This window comes from Paraburkholderia sp. RAU6.4a (assembly GCF_050435625.1).
GTDB classification, from domain to species: Bacteria; Pseudomonadota; Gammaproteobacteria; order Burkholderiales; family Burkholderiaceae; genus Paraburkholderia; species Paraburkholderia tuberum.
Map to the genome: position 1 here is coordinate 1,548,592 of NZ_JBNDKQ010000003.1, position 13,694 is coordinate 1,562,285.

16 protein-coding genes and 1 pseudogene are annotated in these 13,694 nt (G+C 64.1%); 12 read left to right on the forward strand and 5 right to left on the reverse strand.

What is annotated here, in order from left to right; translation table 11 throughout:
- Nucleotides 1-356: 356 nt before the first annotated feature.
- Nucleotides 357-1,019 carry a DUF1345 domain-containing protein gene (locus OKW40_RS31735; RefSeq protein ID WP_184057517.1) on the reverse strand — a complete coding sequence of 221 codons (663 nt, stop codon included), beginning with the start codon at nucleotides 1,017-1,019 and terminating at the stop codon, nucleotides 357-359.
- 336 nt (nucleotides 1,020-1,355) lie between these two features.
- Here OKW40_RS31735 and OKW40_RS31740 point away from each other — a divergent pair, with 336 nt between their 5' ends.
- The 4 genes from OKW40_RS31740 (at nucleotide 1,356) to OKW40_RS31755 (ending at nucleotide 6,070) form a co-directional block, all read left to right on the forward strand.
- Complete coding sequence (locus OKW40_RS31740; protein ID WP_429493253.1) at nucleotides 1,356-1,982, forward strand: sugar dehydrogenase complex small subunit; 627 nt, start codon at nucleotides 1,356-1,358, stop codon at nucleotides 1,980-1,982.
- 109 nt (nucleotides 1,983-2,091) lie between these two features.
- Nucleotides 2,092-3,693, forward strand: a complete 1,602-nt coding sequence (locus tag OKW40_RS31745; RefSeq protein ID WP_429493254.1) for a GMC family oxidoreductase — start codon at nucleotides 2,092-2,094, stop codon at nucleotides 3,691-3,693.
- 20 nt (nucleotides 3,694-3,713) lie between these two features.
- Complete coding sequence (locus tag OKW40_RS31750; RefSeq protein WP_429403827.1) at nucleotides 3,714-5,144, forward strand: cytochrome c; 1,431 nt, start codon at nucleotides 3,714-3,716, stop codon at nucleotides 5,142-5,144.
- 188 nt (nucleotides 5,145-5,332) lie between these two features.
- A complete protein-coding gene (locus tag OKW40_RS31755) occupies nucleotides 5,333-6,070 on the forward strand; it encodes a metallophosphoesterase (RefSeq protein WP_409259238.1) in 738 nt (245 codons plus the stop codon).
- Nucleotides 6,071-6,107: 37 nt separating this feature from the next.
- Here the strand turns inward: OKW40_RS31755 and OKW40_RS31760 are convergent, their stop codons facing one another.
- On the reverse strand, nucleotides 6,108-6,809 hold the full coding sequence (locus tag OKW40_RS31760) for an RES family NAD+ phosphorylase (protein ID WP_090808353.1): 702 nt from the start codon (nucleotides 6,807-6,809) through the stop codon (nucleotides 6,108-6,110).
- A complete protein-coding gene (locus OKW40_RS31765) occupies nucleotides 6,806-7,168 on the reverse strand; it encodes an MbcA/ParS/Xre antitoxin family protein (RefSeq protein ID WP_184058011.1) in 363 nt (120 codons plus the stop codon). The genes OKW40_RS31760 and OKW40_RS31765 overlap by 4 nt, the downstream gene beginning before the upstream one ends.
- A 187-nt stretch (nucleotides 7,169-7,355) precedes the next feature.
- Here OKW40_RS31765 and OKW40_RS31770 point away from each other — a divergent pair, with 187 nt between their 5' ends.
- The gene (locus tag OKW40_RS31770; protein WP_429493255.1) at nucleotides 7,356-8,030 is read left to right on the forward strand and encodes a hypothetical protein; all 675 of its coding nucleotides are present in this window, start codon (nucleotides 7,356-7,358) and stop codon (nucleotides 8,028-8,030) included.
- Between the two features lie 39 nt (nucleotides 8,031-8,069).
- Here the strand turns inward: OKW40_RS31770 and OKW40_RS31775 are convergent, their stop codons facing one another.
- The gene (locus OKW40_RS31775; protein ID WP_429493256.1) at nucleotides 8,070-8,921 is read right to left on the reverse strand and encodes a LysR family transcriptional regulator; all 852 of its coding nucleotides are present in this window, start codon (nucleotides 8,919-8,921) and stop codon (nucleotides 8,070-8,072) included.
- Between the two features lie 100 nt (nucleotides 8,922-9,021).
- On the opposite strand from OKW40_RS31775, the gene OKW40_RS31780 reads away from it, so the two are divergent.
- The 6 genes and pseudogenes from OKW40_RS31780 to OKW40_RS31805 all read left to right on the forward strand — a co-directional run bounded on the left by OKW40_RS31780 (nucleotide 9,022) and on the right by OKW40_RS31805 (nucleotide 12,456).
- Complete coding sequence (locus OKW40_RS31780) at nucleotides 9,022-9,414, forward strand: tautomerase family protein (RefSeq protein ID WP_429493257.1); 393 nt, start codon at nucleotides 9,022-9,024, stop codon at nucleotides 9,412-9,414.
- A gap of 91 nt (nucleotides 9,415-9,505) precedes the next feature.
- Nucleotides 9,506-9,838: an ArsR/SmtB family transcription factor gene (locus tag OKW40_RS31785; RefSeq protein ID WP_018424160.1), complete on the forward strand. Its 333-nt coding sequence runs from the start codon at nucleotides 9,506-9,508 to the stop codon at nucleotides 9,836-9,838.
- A complete protein-coding gene (locus OKW40_RS31790; RefSeq protein WP_184057496.1) occupies nucleotides 9,835-10,305 on the forward strand; it encodes an ArsI/CadI family heavy metal resistance metalloenzyme in 471 nt (156 codons plus the stop codon). Before OKW40_RS31785 ends, OKW40_RS31790 begins: the two co-directional genes overlap by 4 nt.
- The gene (locus OKW40_RS31795) at nucleotides 10,302-10,823 is read left to right on the forward strand and encodes an arsenate reductase ArsC (protein WP_429493258.1); all 522 of its coding nucleotides are present in this window, start codon (nucleotides 10,302-10,304) and stop codon (nucleotides 10,821-10,823) included. The genes OKW40_RS31790 and OKW40_RS31795 overlap by 4 nt, the downstream gene beginning before the upstream one ends.
- Nucleotides 10,810-11,907, forward strand: a complete 1,098-nt coding sequence (gene arsB, locus OKW40_RS31800) for an ACR3 family arsenite efflux transporter (protein WP_429493259.1) — start codon at nucleotides 10,810-10,812, stop codon at nucleotides 11,905-11,907. Before OKW40_RS31795 ends, arsB begins: the two co-directional genes overlap by 14 nt.
- Nucleotides 11,904-12,456, forward strand: a pseudogene (locus OKW40_RS31805) (NAD(P)H-dependent oxidoreductase). The gene arsB and the pseudogene OKW40_RS31805 overlap by 4 nt, the downstream one beginning before the upstream one ends.
- A gap of 59 nt (nucleotides 12,457-12,515) precedes the next feature.
- Here OKW40_RS31805 and OKW40_RS31810 read toward each other — a convergent pair.
- Nucleotides 12,516-12,764, reverse strand: coding sequence for a hypothetical protein (locus tag OKW40_RS31810; RefSeq protein WP_429493260.1), 249 nt, complete (start codon nucleotides 12,762-12,764; stop codon nucleotides 12,516-12,518).
- A gap of 144 nt (nucleotides 12,765-12,908) precedes the next feature.
- Here OKW40_RS31810 and OKW40_RS31815 point away from each other — a divergent pair, with 144 nt between their 5' ends.
- Entirely contained in the window at nucleotides 12,909-13,613 is a 705-nt protein-coding gene (locus tag OKW40_RS31815; RefSeq protein ID WP_429347847.1) for an SDR family NAD(P)-dependent oxidoreductase, read from the forward strand.
- Nucleotides 13,614-13,694: the final 81 nt, after the last annotated feature.

Here is a 13,694-nt window from a genome sequence, read left to right on the forward strand (position 1 = left end):
ACGCCGGTCTCGCGGGACTGGTCGTCACTCGTCGCGGAAAGGAGCAAACCGTGTGCCAACGCGGGCAGCCGGGCACCGCGCTAGCGCGGAAACGGGGAGGTTACGGTGAGATGGCGGGTGCCGAAGGTGCGCGCGCGCACGGAGCGCGCGCAATAATGCGGGCATTGTTACGCACGCCGCGGGTGGCCGGCATGTAAAACGGGGTGGTGTGGGGCCGGTTTTACACGGGCGGCCCCGCGTTGCACGGAATGCGGTTCAAGCGGACGCGTGAAGCCTGGGTGCCGCTCGCGTGGCAGCCATGTGGCACGCGCGTGGCATTCGCATGAAATTCATCCGAACGCCGCCCAGTGGCCGTGTCACGAACCCAGCAGCCCCGCCGCGATGTTCACGCACAGGCCGAGCACCGCGACGTTGAAGTAGAACGACAGGACCGATTGGGCGAGCGTCGCGCGGCGAATTTCGCGTGAGCGCAACACGACATCGGAAGTCTGCGACGCGACCGCGATCGTGAACGAGTAGTACAGGAAGTCCCAGTAGTTCGGCAGCAAATGGTGATCGGGAAACTTCAACGCGGTCTCTTGCGCGTCCGTGTCGAAGTAGAGGCGCGCGTAGTGCAGCGTGAAGATCGTCGGAATCAGAAACCATGCGCCGATCAGCGTCAGACCGGTCAGCAGGTAGTGCCAGACGGTCGTTGCGCCGCCCGCGCCCTTGGCCGACGCGAGTTCGAGCACGATCGCGGCGACGCTCGCGATCGTCGCGACGCAGATGACGACCAGCACGACGCCCGCGTTTTCGTCGTCGCGCATCGCGTATTCGCGCACGCGGTGCTCGTCGGCAAGAGCCATATGCGCCCAGATCATCAGCAGGTAGCTCCAGATGGCCGCGTCCCAGCCGATCAGTGTGCGGGCGATCGGACTCGTATGACCGGGCACGAGGAACGCGACGACGATCCCGATCACGAGGCCGATCACCGTGCGGGGCCGATTGCGAAGAAGCTGGGGATAGTAGTTGATGGACATGGACTCGATGAACGACGAAGTGTGGGGCAGCCGGTGTCGCGGATTCTACGCGTGCAACGCGGACCGATTGTCGAATGGTGGGTCACAGGCTATAGTCTTTCGCGGCGGCCTTGCGCGCCGCTTTCAGTTGAAAGGCGATTGGTAGATAACGGCAGCAATCGTTGCGATCATGCATGCAACTCCACACATGCGGCGCGCGTGAATCACGCGCACGGATACGAGACCGCTGAAGCGGCGTAAGACCAGGTTTGGGGAAGAGCAAACGAAGCGGCAGGCGAACGGCATCATGCCCTCGCCGCGCTGCTCGTCGAGAACGACTCATCATCTGGAGCCCCCATGACAGATGTTCCTGAGGATAACGATGCGCATCCCCACGTGACGCATCGGCAAGGAGCGAAGTCTCATCGCAATGCCACACGGTTCACCGGCTTGCCACCGTCGTTTTCCGCTTCGCGCAGGGCCTGGGTGCTCGGCTCGTGCGCAACGGCCGCGGCGCTCGCGTTCGCCGGCGCGAGCCGTTCGCTGTCGTGGATCGCGCCCGCCTTCGCCGATACGCGGCCAGCCGGGGGCGGACTCGATGCCTTCCTCGCGCTTTCGCAACACCTCACCGGTCGTAGCAGTTTCGATACCGTGCTTGGCCAACGTGTCTACGATGCGCTGTCGCGTGCCGATAACCAGTTCGCGCAGAACGTCGCGGCGCTGAACACGTGGCTGCAAGGCCACGGCGGCGTGCCGTCCGATACGGTCACACAGGCGCTGCAGACCGACCAGCCCGCGCTCGCGAAAACGGTCGGCGCAATCATGCGCGCGTGGTACCTGGGCCTCGTCGGCGACATGCCGCACGTCCAGGTGATCGCGTATGAAAAGGCGCTGATGTTCGAGCCCGTGCAAGACGTGCTCACGATTCCCTCCTATTGCCGCGACGTGCCGTTCTACTGGACGCAGAAGCCGACGCCCGCGTGAGCCGCGCGAGCCCGCGTGCGGGCCACGCCAGCAGCGCAACCAGCACGCCGGACCCGCAAGCGTCGCACGAACAAAGCCCGCAACAGGCAGGGCATCGAAGAGAGAAACGATGGCAAACACACAATCCGCCGATATCGTCGTGGTCGGCTCCGGCGTCGCCGGCAGTCTGGTTGCGCATCAGCTGGCGCTGGCGGGCGCGTCGGTGATCCTGCTCGAAGCGGGGCCGCGCATTCCGCGCTGGCAGATCGTCGAGAACTTCCGCAACTCGCCGGCGAAGTCCGACTTCGCGACGCCGTATCCGTCGACGCCTTACGCGCCGCATCCCGAGTACGCGCCCGCGAATAACTACCTGATCCAGAAGGGCGATTATCCGTACAACTCACAATACGTGCGGCTGGTCGGCGGCACGACCTGGCACTGGGCGGCCGCCGCGTGGCGGCTGCTGCCGTCGGACTTCCAGTTGCGCAAGCTGTATGGCGTCGGGCGCGACTGGCCGTATCCGTACGAAACGCTCGAGCCGTGGTACGTGGCCGCCGAAGTGCAGCTCGGCGTGTCCGGTCCCGATAGTTCGATCGATCTCGGTTCGCCGCGCTCGAAGCCCTATCCGATGCAGCAGCTGCCACTGTCGTACATGGATCAGCGGTTCAGCGACGTGCTCAACGCGCAGGGCTTCAAGGTCGTGCCCGAACCGGTCGCGCGCAACAGCCGGCCGTTCGATGCGCGGCCCACCTGCTGCGGCAACAACAACTGCATGCCGATCTGCCCGATCGCGGCGATGTACAACGGCGTGATTCACGCGGAGAAGGCCGAGCAGGCCGGCGCGAAACTGATTCCCGAAGCGGTCGTGTATCGCATCGAAGCGGACGACAAAGGGCTCATCACCGCGGTCCACTACAAGGACCCGAACGGCAATGGCACACGCGTCACCGGCAAGCTGTTCGTGCTCGCGGCGAACGGCATCGAAACGCCGAAGCTGATGTTGATGTCGACCTCCGACAAATTCCCGCACGGCGTCGGCAACAGCTCCGATCAGGTGGGCCGCAACCTGATGGACCATCCGGGCACCGGCGTCACGTTTCTCGCCAACGAACCGCTGTGGCCCGGCCGTGGCCCGATGGAGATGACCTCGATCGTCAACTTCCGCGACGGCGCATTCCGCTCCGATTACTCGTCGAAGAAGCTGCATTTGTCGAACGGCGTGCCGACGATGGGCGTCACCGCCGACCTGCTGAAAAAAGGCCTGACCGGCGCCGAGCTCGACCGGCAGATTCGCGACCGCGCGGCGCGCACGCTGAACATCAACAGCTTTCACGAACATCTGCCGGAGCCGCAAAACCGCATCGTGCCGTCGGCAGATCACAAGGACGCGCTCGGGAATCCTCAGCCCGAGATCTACTACTCGATCAACGACTACGTGAAGAAGAGCGCCGCCAATACGCACGAACTGTATGCGCAGATCGCGACGCTATTCGGCGGCACCGAGGTCTCGTTCGACGACAGCTTCGCGCCCAACAATCACATCATGGGCACGACGATCATGGGCAGCGATGCGGCGAGTTCGGTCGTCGACGCGGACTGCCGCACGCACGATCATTCGAACCTGTTCATCGCGAGTAGCGGCGTGATGCCCACCGCCGCGTCGGTGAACTGCACGCTGACGATCGCTGCACTGTCGCTGAAACTGGGCGACAAGCTGAAGCGCGAAATCTGAGCGCCGACCGGAGAGCCACAATGACGAAGAAAACCTGTCGCGCGCAGCCGAACCCTGTGCTGATGCACGTCAACCAGCGCCGCCGCTTCGGCGGCGCGGCGCTCGCGGCCGCGTTTTCGCTGCTTGCGCTGTCGATAGCGTGGCACGAATCGCACGGCCCGGACGCAGACTCGACCGACGAAATGCCGATCACCCAGGCGCGCGCCGACGACGCGGCGCAGGCTGCGGTCGGCGGCCCGGCCATGCTCGCCGGCAAGGCCGCCAATGGCGAACTCGTGAAGCGCGGCCAATACCTGACCCGTGCTGCCGATTGCGCGGCCTGCCATACGGCGGACAAGTCGCGCCCATTCGCGGGCGGCCTGCCGATCAGCACACCGTTCGGCACGATCGTGACGCCGAACATCACGCCCGATCCCGACACCGGCATCGGCCAATGGAGCGACGCCGATTTCATGCGCGCGATGCACGAAGGCATCGGCAAAGGCGGCGAGCGGCTCTATCCGGCGTTCCCGTACACCGCCTACACACGCGTGACCGAACAGGACGTGCTCGCGATTCGCGCGTATCTGAACACGCTCGCGCCGATTCACTACACGCCGCCCTCGAACAGCCTCAAGTTCCCGTTCAATCAGCGCTGGCTAATGGTGTTCTGGAACCTGTTCAACTTCACCGAGGGGCGCTTCGTGCCGGACCCGAAACAGAGCCCCGAATGGAACCGAGGCGCGTATCTGGTCGAAGGGCTCGCGCATTGCGAGGAATGCCATACACCGCGCAATTTCATGCAGGGGCTGAAGTCGAGCGCGCGTTTCTCCGGTGCGGTGCAGGCCGGCTGGCATGCGTTCAATATCACGCCGGACAAGCTGAGCGGCGTCGGCGACTGGCGCGACGACGAACTCACGTCGTATCTGTCGACCGGCGCGGCGCCGAGCCGCGCAAACGCGGCCGGCCCGATGGGCGAAGTGGTCGCGAACAGCACGCAGTTCCTGACGCCGGTGGATCTGCGCTCGATCGTCGTGTTCTTGCGCTCGGTGCCGGCCGTGAGCGGCGGCGACGCGCGTCCCCGTCATCAATGGGGCAAGCCGGCCAGCGACGTCACCGCCATGCGCGGCACCGCGATCACCGGCGTGAACGGCGCGCAGCTGTTCGTCGCCAATTGCGCGACCTGTCATGGCTGGACCGGGCAGGGCGTGGGCGCGAGCGCGCCGGGCGCGTATCCGTCGCTGATCCACAACTCGACGGTCGGCGCGAACGACGCGAACAATCTCGCGTTGGTCATTCTGCACGGCGTGAATCGCACGACCGCGCACGCGGACGTGCTGATGCCCGGGTTCGGCGGCCATCTCGACGACGAGCAGATCGCGGCGATCACCAACTACGTGACGAAACAGTTCGGCAATCCGCAGGCGACGATCGCGGCCGACCAGGTGGCGAAGCTGCGCACGCTGCAATAGCGCGCGGGACGACTCGGGCGCGCGCCAGGAGTGACTCGCGCAAACGTGCATTTCCGGTAACGCATACCGCAAATGTGCCGTTTCAGCGTCATTTTTGCGTCGTTCGATGTCTTTCTTGCTCGATGAAGCGTGCGGATACGATAGGCACCCCGCATACGCGTGCGCGTCGGCCGCATTATCATGGTGGAATGAATTCCACCCCCGCCAACTTCGTTCAGCATCACGACGCCAACGAGGCCGGCCGCGATTTCGTGGTCGGCGATCTGCACGGCTGCGTCGACGCTTTGCGCTACCTGCTGCGTCAGATCGCGTTCGATCCGACGTGCGACCGGCTGTTTTCGGTCGGCGATCTGGTCGATCGGGGCGAGCACTCGGAGCAGGCGCTCGCGCTGCTCGAGAAGCCGTGGTTCCATGCGGTGCTCGGCAATCACGAGGACGCGCTGTGCGCGGTCGCCGACGGCCGCTTGCGGCGGCAGTGGTGGTACGGCATCGGCGGCGCGTGGGCGGCCGACGTGCCCGACGAGCGTCTGCGCTATTACGCCGAGCATCTGCGCACGCTGCCGCTCGTGCGCGTGATCGGCAGCGGCAAGGCGCGCTTCAACGTTCTGCACGCCGAATTTTTCGGCTCCGACGCCGAGCTCGACGCGGGCAATTATTCGGCCGAAACGCGCCAGCAATTGCTGTGGGGTCGCGAGCTCGCGCTGGGCAACGGCGATCCGCTGCGGCAGCGCGGGCTGTCGCTGACTTATTGCGGCCATACGCCGGTGCGCGACATCACGCAGATCGGCTCGCAAGTGTTCATCGATACGGGCGCGTTCGGGCCGGACGGCACGTTGACGATCGTGCAGCCGCAGGCGTTGCGTCGTTGGTCGATCTCGGTCGAGGCCGCGCGCGCGGAAGGGGCGGCGGAATTGGCCTTGCCTTGAACGGCTGAAGTCCCCGCGCTGCTTCGCCGCTCTTCTGTCACCCGACCTGATTCAACTCGAACACCATATCGACGCTCCTGCCGTTCCAGTTGTATTCGAGGTATGCCGCGTGATGGCAGTCGCGCAGCAGCATCGTGCGGAAAGCGGCGAGGCATTCGCCAGCGCTGTCGCGCACCGACGGATACACGATGCCCGGCGCGCCCGCCGCGCGTACCGCGCGCCCGAGCGCCTGTCCGGGAAGGTAGTCGTCGGGCGACAGCACGGCGGGATCGAACTCGGGGTCGCGACGCAAGTCGACCACGCTGCCTTGTGCGACTACCGTGTAGAGACGCATCTGTTGACGCATCGGCGGCTCGGCGGTCGCCTGGAGAAACTGACCCGTGTGATAGCGTGTTTCGGCGATCGCCGTCGCGCGTGAACGCGCGCAATAGAACACGCCGTAGGTGCCGTCGGAAAAGCGGCTGCCGAGCGGATTCAGATGCGTGAGCGCGGCCATGATCGGCCCGTAGCCGGGCCCGAAACGGCGCTCCTCGCGCGGCACCAGATCGAGTTCGCCGATTTCGGTGCGCAGACGGTCGTTGGTCATCGCTTCGAGCGCGTACAGCGCGTCGAAATCCTCCGGCGATGCGACCCTATCGAACAGGTTGATGGCCGGAAAGCGCGTCGGAATCACGCGATACGCGGGCGACCAATCGAGCGCTGCGCTGGTCCAGCGGTCCTGCCATTGCGGTTGCGTCACGCCCAGCCGCCTCGCATTGCGTCGAGATACTGGCGCACGGCCACGAGATCGCTGATGTTGCCCGCCAGCATGCGGTCCAGCGCGCGTTTGCCGCCGAACGGCGGCGCGCTGTTGGGGCGTTTGACCCAGGTGTCGGCGGCGCTCGGCTGCGGCAGCAAAATCTGCAGCGCCTTGTAGATGCCGAGCAGCAGCGACAGTCGCTCCAGCGTGTCGTGGCTGAGGCGCGCGGTCTCGGGCGTCGCCCTCCACTTGAAGAACGTCGAGCGGCCCGGCTTGCCGAGCAGCACGATCTGCTCGTCGGCGCTCAGGTTCCAGTCGCGCGCGATGTTGAAGAACGCACGCAGACCGGCCGCGGACATCTGCGTCAGCGTGGGTTCCGAAAGCGATCGTCGCGGCGATGCCTCGGGCGAGGAAATTCGGGCAGCGTGAGTCATTGCGGGTAAGTCCCTATGTGTACTTTTTAATGATATTAGTCCAAAAGTGGATTTTTGCAAGAGAATATAATCCCGGCTCGTTTTGGCAGTCGTCGATCAGGAGAAGCAGCAGATGCGGGTTCGAGCAGTAGCAGCGGCGCTGGCCGTGTGGTGTGTGTCGGAGGTGGCGTTGGCTGCCGGTTATGCGGAAGTGTGGAATCCGCCGGAGGCGAGCGGGCATATCGCGAGCGGACACGTTACCCGGCAGGCGCATGCGCGGAAAAAACCCGAGGCGGTGAAAGTGAAGCCGGACGCCAAGGGCGGAATCAAGACCAAAGCTGGTGCGCATGCGCGGCAGACGGCGAGCGCCCGGCACGCGGCAACCCATGTCGCGTCGGCCGGCGCGGCCCACGGCGGCAAACTCGCGGCGCATGGGAACGGCGAGAAACATCTCGTGGCGGGCGGGAACGTGAAAGGCGGTACGAAGGCCGCGGCGTCGGGCCCGAACCGGTCGCACGCCACCGTGACCGCGCAGACCACGACGCACGCGCAGCCACATGTGCAACTGGCGCACGCGAAGCCGGCTCGGGGCAAGGTCGTGCACGCCGATTTCGCGGCGGCTCACACCGCGCGTCCGCATGTGGACAAGGTCGCGGCGAAGCCCGCGATTTCCCGTGCGAATCTGATCAAACCGCCCGTGCGGACTTCATCGGACGCGTCCGCAAACGTTAGCGACATCGCGCCGATGGGCTCCGTGCCCAATCCGGCGACCGCCAGCAGCGGTTCGCTGCCGCCGATCATCCACTAAGGCTGCTTCGAGCGGCGCGGTGTGGCATCGGTCGTGGCGTCACGCCGTGGCGAGGCCGTTTGCAAGCAGCCGCAGCGTTTCCGCCGAGCGGGCCTCGCGCACGCGCGAATGCAGCGTCACACGCGATTCCGGCAGCGTCGGCAAGCTGAGCCGCGCGCCGACGTCGATCAGACCGCGCGGCGCAACCCGACGCGCGAGCGGCGACACGGCGAGCCCAGCGGCCACAGCCGCGCCTACTGCAGCGACGCCACCACCCACAAACACCTCCTGCCAGGCGATCCCCGCCGCCGTCAGCGTGCGCAACGCGACCTCACGCACGTTGCACGGCGGGCTCAATAGCGCGAGCGCTAGCGGCTCACCGACTCGCGGCAGCCATGTCGGCGTCGCGAGCCAACCGAGCGGTTCGCTGAACAGCGTCTGCGCGTCATCGCGCGGCGGTTCGTCGGCGCCGTAGCGGACGATCGCCGCATCGAGCCGGCGTTCGTCGAACTGCGCGAGCAACGCCGCCGACGTGCCCATATGCAACTCGACCACGAGGCCCGGATCGTGTGCGTTGAGCCGGCCGAGCAGGTGCGGCAGATCGGAGCCCGCAACGTGCTCGCTGAGCCCGAGCACGAGCCGCCGCCGCTCCACCGACAGCGCGCCGAGCGCGCGCTCGTGCGCGTTCAGCAACTCGCGCGCGGCGCCGAGAAACGCGTGGCCGTCGGCGGACAGACGCACGATGCGCGGCGTGCGCTCCAGCAACTGCTTGCCCAGGTGCGCCTCCAGTCGCTTCAGCTTCAGGCTGACGGCCGATTGCGTGGTGTCGAGCGCGTCCGCGGCGCGCGTGAAGCTGCGCAGATCGGCGACCAGCACGAAGGCGCGCACCGCATCGAGATCGAGGACTTTCATTTCGGATGGAAATGGATGAAATAGACAAAGATATCTGTTTATTATGATTGAGCGCGCCTAAGCTGTGTTCAACCCAACACCGCAAACAAAGGAGCCCATCATGCCGCTCACCCGGATCTCACTGCGCGCCGGCAAGCCGGCCGATTACCGCCAGGCGCTGAGCGCCGGCATCCAGCGCTCGCTGGTGGACACGTTCAACGTGCCGAAAGATGACATGTTCATGTTGATCACCGAGCACACGCCCGACAACATGATCTATGACCGGCAGTACCAGAATATCGAGCGCGGCGACGATCTCGTCGTGATCCAGCTGACCGTTAGCAACACGCGCTCGGTCGAGCAGAAGAAGGCGCTGTATCGGCGCATCGTCGATGAACTCGGGAAGTCGCCGGGCGTGCGGCCCGAGGATGTGTTCATCAATCTCGTCGAGGTCGAGAAGGAGAACTGGTCGTTTGGGAATGGGATTGCGCAGTACTCAAGCCGTCCCGACTAGCGCCATGCGTCATCAAAGAGCGAACCACCGACTAAGTTGCGACATTTCAACAAATATTGAAATATAACGATGAAGTGGATATAGTGTCTTTATGGACACGATCAATGCCGTACGCGCGCTGGGCGCGCTCGCTCACGAATCCCGTCTCGCGATCTTTCGCCAGCTCGTCGTTGCCGGCCCCGAAGGCATGGCGGCTGGCGAAATAGCGCAGCAGTTAGGCATTTCGCCTTCCGGCCTTTCATTCCACCTGAAAGACCTGACACACGCCGGACTGGTGAGTCCGCGACAGGAAGGGCGCTTCGTCATCTACACCGCAAACTTCGACGCGATGACGTCGCTGATCGGCTTCCTCACCGAGAACTGCTGCTCCGGCGCATCGTGCGCCGCGAGCGACCTTTCCAACTGCTGCCGAGACGAAACATGAAACGCATGCACATTCACGTGGCTGTGGACAATCTTGCCGACAGCATCCGCTTCTACAGCGCGATGTTTGGCAACGTCGAGCCGACGGTCATCAAGAGCGATTACTGCAAGTGGGAGTTGAGCGACCCCGTCGTGAACTTCGCGATCTCGCAACGCGGGGCGAAACCTGGCGTCGATCACATTGGCATCCAGGTCGAAACCGATGAAGAACTGGCAGAGATGAACGCGCGCTTCGCCGCCGCTGAAGTTCCCGTGCAGCATCAGAGCGGCACGACATGCTGTTACGCGAAGTCGGACAAGGCGTGGACCGTCGATCCGCAAGGCGTGGCCTGGGAAACCTTTCTGACCCTCGAATCGGCTCCCATCTATGGGCAATCTCATACCCAGGAGGCATTGGCAGCAAACGAATCCGCGGCAGCCTGCTGCGCTCCGTCCCAGACAAGCATTTCATTTCGGAGCCGCACGTGAGCGGCAAACCGTATTCCGTACTGATTCTCTGCACCGGCAACAGCGCACGCAGCATCATGGCCGAAGCGCTGTTCAACGTGCTCGGCAAAGGACAGTTTCGCGCGTACAGCGCGGGCAGCCATCCATCCGGCGCAGTCAATGCGTTCGCGATCGAGAAATGCGCGGCACTGGGCTACGACACCGCCAGGATGCGCAGTAAGAGCTGGGACGAGTTCGCAACGCCCGACGCGCCGCAGATGGACTTCGTCATTACCGTATGCGATCAGGCCGCGGGCGAGGTCTGCCCGATCTGGCCCGGCAAGCCGATCAGCGCGCACTGGGGCTTTGAAGATCCCGCAGCCTGCCAGGGAACCGACGACGAGAAGCGCGAAGTTTTCGACAAGGTCTATCGACAGATCATGAATCGCGTGAGCCAGTTCGTGAACCTGCCGCTGCACGCGCTCAACCACGACGCAATCCGGCGCGAAATGCGTGCCATTGGCGAGCGTCCGGCAGAGGAAACCAATGAGTCGCGCTGAGGCTCGTGCAGCAGCGCGCCCGGCTATCGGCTTCTTCGAGCGCTATCTGACGGTGTGGGTCGCGCTGTGCATCGTGGCAGGCGTGATACTCGGCCAGTTGTTGCCGGGCGCATTTCAGGCGCTCGGGCGCATGGAACTCGCGCACGTCAATCTGCCCGTCGGCGTGCTGATCTGGGTGATGATCATCCCGATGCTCATCAAGATCGACTTCTCGGCGATGAAGCAGGTCGGCAGCCAATGGCGCGGCATCGGCGTGACGCTCGCGGTCAACTGGCTCGTCAAACCGTTCTCGATGGCCGTGTTGGGCTGGGTGTTCATTCGTCACGTGTTCAGGCCGTGGCTGCCCGTCGAGCAACTCGACAGCTACCTCGCAGGTCTCATCCTGCTCGCCGCCGCGCCGTGCACGGCAATGGTCTTCGTGTGGTCGCAGCTGTGCAAGGGCGACCCGTATTTCACTCTGTCGCAGGTCGCGCTGAACGACTCGATCATGGTCGTGGCGTTCGCGCCACTCGTCGCGTTGCTGCTCGGGCTGTCCGCGATTACAGTGCCTTGGGACACACTGATCGCTTCGGTTGGCCTTTACATAGTGATCCCGGTCATCCTCGCGCAACTGCTGCGCCAACGCTTTCTTCGAAAGGGCGAAGAGCATTTCCGTAGCGTCGTTGCCCGTCTCGGTCCCTGGTCCATCTGCGCCTTGCTCGTGACGCTGGTCCTGCTGTTTGCGTTTCAGGGTCAGCAGATCGTTGAGCAGCCGCTGGTGATCGCGATGCTCGCCGTGCCAATCCTCATTCAGGTGTTTCTGAACTCGGGACTGGCCTACCTGCTCAACCGCCAGCTGGGCGTCGCACATTGCGTCGCTGGCCCGTCGAGTCTGATTGGCGCAAGCAACTTCTTCGAACTCGCCGTGGCCACCGCAATCAGCCTGTTCGGCTTTCATTCGGGTGCCGCACTGGCGACGGTGGTTGGGGTTCTGATCGAGGTCCCCGTGATGCTGCTCGTCGTGGGGGTCGTGAACCGTTCGCAAGCATGGTACGAATCAGGGCAGCAGAAAGTCGCGCCCAACTTGGGGAGAAACGGATCGTGATGAGTGATCTGCCGAACGTCAGCCCTATTCACCTCGATATACCGGACGTGGACAAGCTGGCACCCGTGACCACTTCAACGCATCCGCCACGCATCCTGCTGCTTTACGGGTCGCTGCGAGCAACGTCGTATAGCCGGCTGCTGACGCTCGAAGCCGAGCGCATCCTCCGTCATTTCGGAGCGCAAACGCGGGTATTCGACCCGCACGGCCTGCCGCTCGCCGATAGCGTTCCGGCAGATCATCCGAAGGTCGTCGAACTGCGCAAGCTGTCCGAGTGGTCGGAGGGGCAGGTTTGGTGCAGCCCGGAACGCCACGGCAATCTCACGGCCGTATTCAAGAATCAGATCGACTGACTATGATCGCGTGGTCGACGTGATGGAAGAGTTGTTCAAGTTCACGCTGCTCGTGCGGGACCGTTCGGACTATCTGACCGATCGATACAGCGAGCGCAAGGAGGCCGCGCCCCCGCAAGCGAGCGTACTTGCAGGCTCGGCGATGCGACACGAAATCGACTCCAATGCCGACACCGACGACAGCGAAACCGAATGAACCCGACCACCTGCATGCCCGGCTAGAGACGTGGGTGCTGGCGTGGCTGAGCGGACTTGCTAGTCCTTACCCCACCGCCAGCGCGGCGGCTCGCCTTTCAGCCAGCACACGACCACGAGAGCCACGGTTAATAGGGCGACCAGCAAGGCGAACGTGAGCGGATGACCCGCGGGTTGAAACCGGAAAACGACCACCCCGAGCGACACGAAATACGCGAGCAGCGTCACCCATCCTTGCCAGCGCACGGGAAGGCCCCAACCCCAGCCATAGCGTTTGGCTGGGAACCAGTATTCACGAGAGGGTGACATCGCGCGGTCTCCTGATTCGTGCGCTTGCTCATTGTCGACGATTCACGGTCGGTAAGTGCAAGCATTGCATCTTCCGCGCTGTATCACGCGGGACTATATTTCCTGGACCGGCTTCAACCCGAGTCCATCGACAGGAAACGTTCCATGCAACCCGCAAACCAGCAAAAAACCGTGCTTCTGATCGGCGCCTCGCGCGGCCTCGGCTTCGCGATGGTCGAGGAGTATCTGAAGCGCGGCTGGCGAGTCATCGCGACCGGCAGGCAAAATTCCACGACCAGGCTCCTTCAGCTTGCGACGGCGTCACATGACGCACTCGAAGTCGAAACGGTCGACATCACGATGCCCGAACAGGTCGCCGCGTTGCGGGGCCGCCTCGAAGGACGTCCGATCGACCTGCTGTTCGTCAACGCCGGCGTCAAGAACGACGATAGTGAAACGATCGCGGATGTATCGACCGACGAATTCGTGCGCGTAATGGTGACGAACGCGTTGAGTCCGATGCGGGTCGTCGAGGCCTTGCAGGATCTCGTTCGGCCGACTGGCACGATCGGCGTGATGTCGTCGGGGCAGGGCAGCGTCGCCAACAACGAGAATGGTAACTACGAGGTCTATCGCGGCAGCAAGGCCGCGCTCAACATGTTCATGCGCAGCTTTGCCGCACGTCACCGAAGCGATACCAGAACCCTGCTGCTGATGGCGCCCGGCTGGGTGCGAACCGACATGGGCGGGCCGGACGCGCGTCTGAGCATCGACGAAAGCATCCCGAACCTGGTCAGCACGATCGACGCATACGACGGCCGTGCCGGTTTGCATTACCTCGACTACCTCGGCAGAGTCGTGCCATGGTGAGCGGCAAGCGTAGAGGCCAGCGGCGAAAGAGCGCGTCGCTATAATGATTCGCCGCCCTACCACGTACCCTCAACCACTCTC

What these genes read in the sequence shown, in the direction of transcription:
- OKW40_RS31775 (WP_429493256.1), bottom strand. Translation starts at nt 8,921, where the DNA reads ATGAAAGTCCTCGATCTCGATGCGGTGCGCGCCTTCGTGCTGGTCGCC.
- OKW40_RS31745 (WP_429493254.1), top strand. Translation starts at nt 2,092, where the DNA reads ATGGCAAACACACAATCCGCCGATATCGTCGTGGTCGGCTCCGGCGTC.
- OKW40_RS31790 (WP_184057496.1), top strand. Translation starts at nt 9,835, where the DNA reads ATGAAACGCATGCACATTCACGTGGCTGTGGACAATCTTGCCGACAGC.
- OKW40_RS31765 (WP_184058011.1), bottom strand. Translation starts at nt 7,168, where the DNA reads ATGTCCGCGGCCGGTCTGCGTGCGTTCTTCAACATCGCGCGCGACTGG.
- OKW40_RS31810 (WP_429493260.1), bottom strand. Translation starts at nt 12,764, where the DNA reads ATGTCACCCTCTCGTGAATACTGGTTCCCAGCCAAACGCTATGGCTGG.
- OKW40_RS31740 (WP_429493253.1), top strand. Translation starts at nt 1,356, where the DNA reads ATGACAGATGTTCCTGAGGATAACGATGCGCATCCCCACGTGACGCAT.
- OKW40_RS31755 (WP_409259238.1), top strand. Translation starts at nt 5,333, where the DNA reads ATGAATTCCACCCCCGCCAACTTCGTTCAGCATCACGACGCCAACGAG.
- OKW40_RS31785 (WP_018424160.1), top strand. Translation starts at nt 9,506, where the DNA reads ATGGACACGATCAATGCCGTACGCGCGCTGGGCGCGCTCGCTCACGAA.
- OKW40_RS31780 (WP_429493257.1), top strand. Translation starts at nt 9,022, where the DNA reads ATGCCGCTCACCCGGATCTCACTGCGCGCCGGCAAGCCGGCCGATTAC.
- OKW40_RS31750 (WP_429403827.1), top strand. Translation starts at nt 3,714, where the DNA reads ATGACGAAGAAAACCTGTCGCGCGCAGCCGAACCCTGTGCTGATGCAC.
- OKW40_RS31735 (WP_184057517.1), bottom strand. Translation starts at nt 1,019, where the DNA reads ATGTCCATCAACTACTATCCCCAGCTTCTTCGCAATCGGCCCCGCACG.
- arsB (WP_429493259.1), top strand. Translation starts at nt 10,810, where the DNA reads ATGAGTCGCGCTGAGGCTCGTGCAGCAGCGCGCCCGGCTATCGGCTTC.
- OKW40_RS31815 (WP_429347847.1), top strand. Translation starts at nt 12,909, where the DNA reads ATGCAACCCGCAAACCAGCAAAAAACCGTGCTTCTGATCGGCGCCTCG.
- OKW40_RS31770 (WP_429493255.1), top strand. Translation starts at nt 7,356, where the DNA reads ATGCGGGTTCGAGCAGTAGCAGCGGCGCTGGCCGTGTGGTGTGTGTCG.